This window comes from Neisseria sp. P0021.S006 (assembly GCF_051956895.1).
On record NZ_JBQCWZ010000078.1, the window covers coordinates 1 to 4,042 of the forward strand.

General features: G+C 48.7%; 4 protein-coding genes and 1 tRNA gene. 1 reads left to right on the forward strand and 4 read right to left on the reverse strand.

Annotation, left to right across the window (positions count from 1 at the left end):
* The 3 genes from ACTHUM_RS10660 to ACTHUM_RS10670 form a co-directional block, all read right to left on the reverse strand.
* Positions 1-551 (reverse strand): OB-fold nucleic acid binding domain-containing protein (locus ACTHUM_RS10660; RefSeq protein WP_440402870.1); only part of this gene is annotated, 551 nt, incomplete at its 3' end.
* A 170-nt stretch (positions 552-721) separates the two neighbouring features.
* Positions 722-2,164 (reverse strand): aldehyde dehydrogenase, encoded by a 1,443-nt coding sequence (gene aldA, locus ACTHUM_RS10665; protein WP_107769523.1) that lies wholly within the window; start codon positions 2,162-2,164, stop codon positions 722-724.
* Between the two features lie 301 nt (positions 2,165-2,465).
* A tRNA-Lys gene (locus ACTHUM_RS10670) sits at positions 2,466-2,541 on the reverse strand.
* Between the two features lie 182 nt (positions 2,542-2,723).
* Here ACTHUM_RS10670 and ACTHUM_RS10675 point away from each other — a divergent pair.
* Positions 2,724-3,122 (forward strand): Ag473 family lipoprotein, encoded by a 399-nt coding sequence (locus tag ACTHUM_RS10675; RefSeq protein WP_070645672.1) that lies wholly within the window; start codon positions 2,724-2,726, stop codon positions 3,120-3,122.
* A 63-nt stretch (positions 3,123-3,185) separates the two neighbouring features.
* On the opposite strand, the gene ACTHUM_RS10680 is transcribed toward ACTHUM_RS10675, so the two are convergent.
* Positions 3,186-4,042 (reverse strand): TerC family protein (locus tag ACTHUM_RS10680; RefSeq protein WP_440402871.1); only part of this gene is annotated, 857 nt, incomplete at its 5' end.

The following is a 4,042-nucleotide window of genomic DNA, read 5'->3' on the forward strand; positions in this document are numbered from 1 at the left end:
ATGAAGGTATTGCGCAATTCTTCGTTGGCAATCAAATCGACGTAGCGTTGACGGTATTTGGTTTCCTGATCGCTCAAACCTTTGTGTTTGTCGGGTAGCGGGCGCAGGGATTTGGACAGCAGGCGGATGTTGGACACGCGCACGGTCAATTCGCCGTGGTTGGTTTTGAACAAAGTACCTTCCGCACCGATGATGTCGCCTAAGTCCCAGTGGTTGAAGTCGTCCAAAACTTCTTGGCTCACGCCTTTGTTATTCAAATAAAGCTGGATTTGACCGGTAACGTCTTGAATGGTGGCGAAGCTGGCTTTGCCCATTTGACGTTTGAGCATCATACGGCCGGCCACTTTGACGGGAATGCCTTGCGGGTCGAGTTCTTCTTTGCTGATTTCACCGTATTGGGTGTGCAGGTCGGCGGCAAAGCTGTCGCGTTTGAAATCGTTAGGGTAGGCATTGCGTTCTTTACGGATGTTGTGCAGTTTCTCGCGGCGCAGGGCGATGATTTGGTTTTCGTCCAACTGCGGCTCGATTTGAGGATTGTTTTGTTCGCTCATGGTGTTTTCCGGAAAAATGAGTCAGGCTGTCGGAGTTTTCAGACGGCCTGAATAAAGTGAAAAATTGGCTCTATTTTACGCGATGTCGGTGTTTTTTTCTATAAAGGCAGAAAGGCCGTCTGAAACCTGAAAAATCGGTTTCAGACGGCCTTTTGTTTTATGAAGGGCAGTTAGATATTGGTTTCCAAATAAACGACTTGGGTTTGCAGATATTCTTCCAAACCGTGTTTACCGTCCGCGCCGCCGATACCTGATTTTTTCCAACCGGCATGGAAGCCCTGCATGGCTTCGAAGTTTTCGCGGTTGATGTAGGTTTCGCCGAAACGCAGACGGCGGGTTACATAAAACGCTTCATTCAGATTGGTGGTATAGACGGAGCTGGTCAGGCCGAATTCGCTGTCGTTTGCCAAGGCTATGACTTGGTCGAGCGTGTCGAAAGTGGCAACCGGCAGGACTGGGCCGAAGGTTTCTTCCTTCATGATGTCCATGCTGTTGTCGGTATCGGTCAGCAGGGTAGGTTCAAAGAAGTAGCCTTTGCCATCGGCACGTTTGCCGCCGCAGACTAGTGTCGCCCCTTGTTTGACGGCGCGTTCGACTTTCTCGGAAACGGCTTTGACGGCGCGCTCTTCAATCAACGGGCCCATTTCCAGTGCGCCTGGCTCGGCTTCGGCCGGGTTGCCGTAGCGCACGCCTTTCATTGCGGCGGTCATTTTTTCGATAAATGCGTCTTTCAGGCTGCTGTGGACATATACGCGTTCGGCGCAGTTACAGATTTGGCCGGTATTGCCCACGCGTGAAGCCAAGATGGATTTCACTGCCAAGTCCAAATCCGCGTCTTTCAAAACGATGGCAGGGGCTTTGCCGCCCAGTTCCAGTGAGACTTTGGTAATGTTGGTGGCGGCGGCTTCCATTACTTGGCGGCCTGCATCGACAGAACCGGTCAGGCTGACCATATCGACTTGCGGATGCGATGCCAAGGCATTGCCTATTTCTGCGCCAGGGCCGTTGACGACGTTGAATACGCCGGCCGGTAAGCCTGAAGCGTGAACGATTTCAGCAAAAATGTGGCAGTTAATCGGGGTAACGCTGCTTGGTTTGACGACGATAGTATTGCCTGTTACCAAAGCCGGGCCCATTTTTCGGGCAATCAGGAAGAATGGGAAGTTCCACGGCAAAATGCCGGCGATTACGCCCAAAGGACGTTTGAACAATAAAATATTTTCGCGCGGGCGGTCGCTTTGGATGATTTCGCCTTCATAACGGCGCGCCCATTCGGCTTGATAATCGAGATAGTCGGCAGTGAACATGACTTCTATGCGTGCCAAGTCTTTGGTTTTGCCGCCTTCAGCAACAATAGTGTCGGTCAGCTCGTCGGCACGTTCGCGGATGCCTTGGGCGATTTTGCGCAGGTATGCGCCGCGTTCAACGGCAGGCAAACGCTCCCATGCAGTTTGCGCATCTCTGGCCGCGGCAACGGCACGATCAACATCGGCTTTTCCGCCTTTAGGCTCACGCGCGATGACTTCTTCGGTTGCCGGATTCAATACATCACGCCATGTACCGTTAAAGTCGGTTTCAAAGCGGCCGTTGATATACATAGACAGTTGTTTCATCAAACCTTCTCCTGTTGTTGTAGTTGGATGTAGTTTTAGTCTATGCCTAAATTGTCTGGCATACAAGAGGATTTAGCGTGGGTTGATGGTAGGTATTTGGAAGTTTTTAGAAAAATATGATGTGTGGGGAGTTGGGTTTGATTGATTTAAGAGGTTTGTGATGCTTTCAGTTACATCTATAACAGCATTGTGACAAAGCTCGAATATTCTTGATGTTGATAATAAGGGAGGTATTGAGTGAAGAAAGGCTTGATGGAGAATATAAAAAAACCTGCTTTTTTCAAGGCAGGTTTTCATATTTTGGTGGGTCGTGAGCGATTCGAACGCTCGACCAACGGATTAAAAGTCCGCTGCTCTACCGACTGAGCTAACGACCCGATAAGCTGTGCATTATAGGGAACTTGTTTCTTTTCGTCAACTATTTTTTTGAAATTTTTTTCAAAAAACGTAAATTGGCTGTTATTTGGCGTTAATTCTTCCTTTTTTGAGCATTTATTATGTTATGATTTTTGGGTCTGTCAGTTTTGACGGATATTTTTTAGACCAAAGGATATACAACATGAAAAAATTATTGATTGCTGCAATGATGGTAGCCGGCTTGGCGGCGTGTACACAAGAAGCGAAAAAAGAAACCCAAGAGGCGGCTTCTGCTGTTGCTTCCGATGTAAACGCTGCTGCTGAAAATGCAGCTTCTGCTGTTGATGCTGCTGCTTCTGAAGCCAAAGGTGCGGCTGAGCAAGCTGTTTCTGATGTTAAAGACGCTGCTGCAGATGCTAAAGCAACTGCGGATAAAGCAGTTTCTGACGCTAAAGATGCTGCCGGTAAAGCGGTTGAAGAAGCTAAAGAAGCTGTTTCTGATGCTAAGGATGCTGCCAAAGACGCAGCTAAAGACGCTATGGGTAAAGCAGCCGATGCGACTCAAGAAGCTGCCGACAAATTGAAAGACGCTGCTAAATAAGCTGGTGTTTGATATTTGAAAAGGCCGTCTGAAATGTTCAGACGGCCTTTTTATATCGGCAGATTATTTTTTCTCTTGCTGACGCGTGTACACCAAAGAAGTCAGGATGGACGCGCCCAGTGCGCCGAAGACGACGGACAGGGAAATGGAAATCGGGATATGTACCCAGTGCATAATCAGCATCTTGATACCGATAAAGCTCAACACGAAAGCCAAGCCGTATTTGAGGAAAATAAAGCGTTCGGCAAAGTCTGCCAGTAAGAAGTACATGGCACGCAGGCCCAAAATGGCAAAAATGTTGGAAGTGAGGACGATGAAAGGGTCAGTGGTTACGGCGAAAATAGCAGGGATGCTGTCCACGGCGAAGATGATGTCGCTCAATTCGATCATAATCAATACCAGCAAAAGCGGCGTAGCGATACGTTTGCCGTTCTCGATGGTAAAGAATTTTTCACCGTCAAACTGTTGGCTGGTCGGGATGACTTTTTTGAGCAGGGTTAGGATCTTGTTTTGGGAAAGGTCTTCCTCAACTTCGGCTTCGGGCTTCATCATGTGAATGCCGGTGTATAAGAGGAATGCGCCGAAGAGGTACAAAATCCATTCAAATTGTTGTACCAAGGCTGCGCCGATGAAGATCATGATGGCGCGCAGGACGATGGCGCCGAATACGCCATAGAGTAAGACGCGGTGTTGGAATTTGGGTTCTACTTTGAAGTAGCCGAAAATCATCAGGAAAACGAAGATGTTATCGACGGCAAGGGATTTTTCGAGTACATAGCCGGTGAAGAATTCGAGGACTTTTTCTTTGGCGACAACGGCCCCGTAAGTCGGGTTGCCCGCCAGTTCAAAATAGAGCCAGCCTGCAAACGTGCAGGATACGGTCACCCAAATGCCGCTCCAGGCGAGGGCTTCTTTTCTGC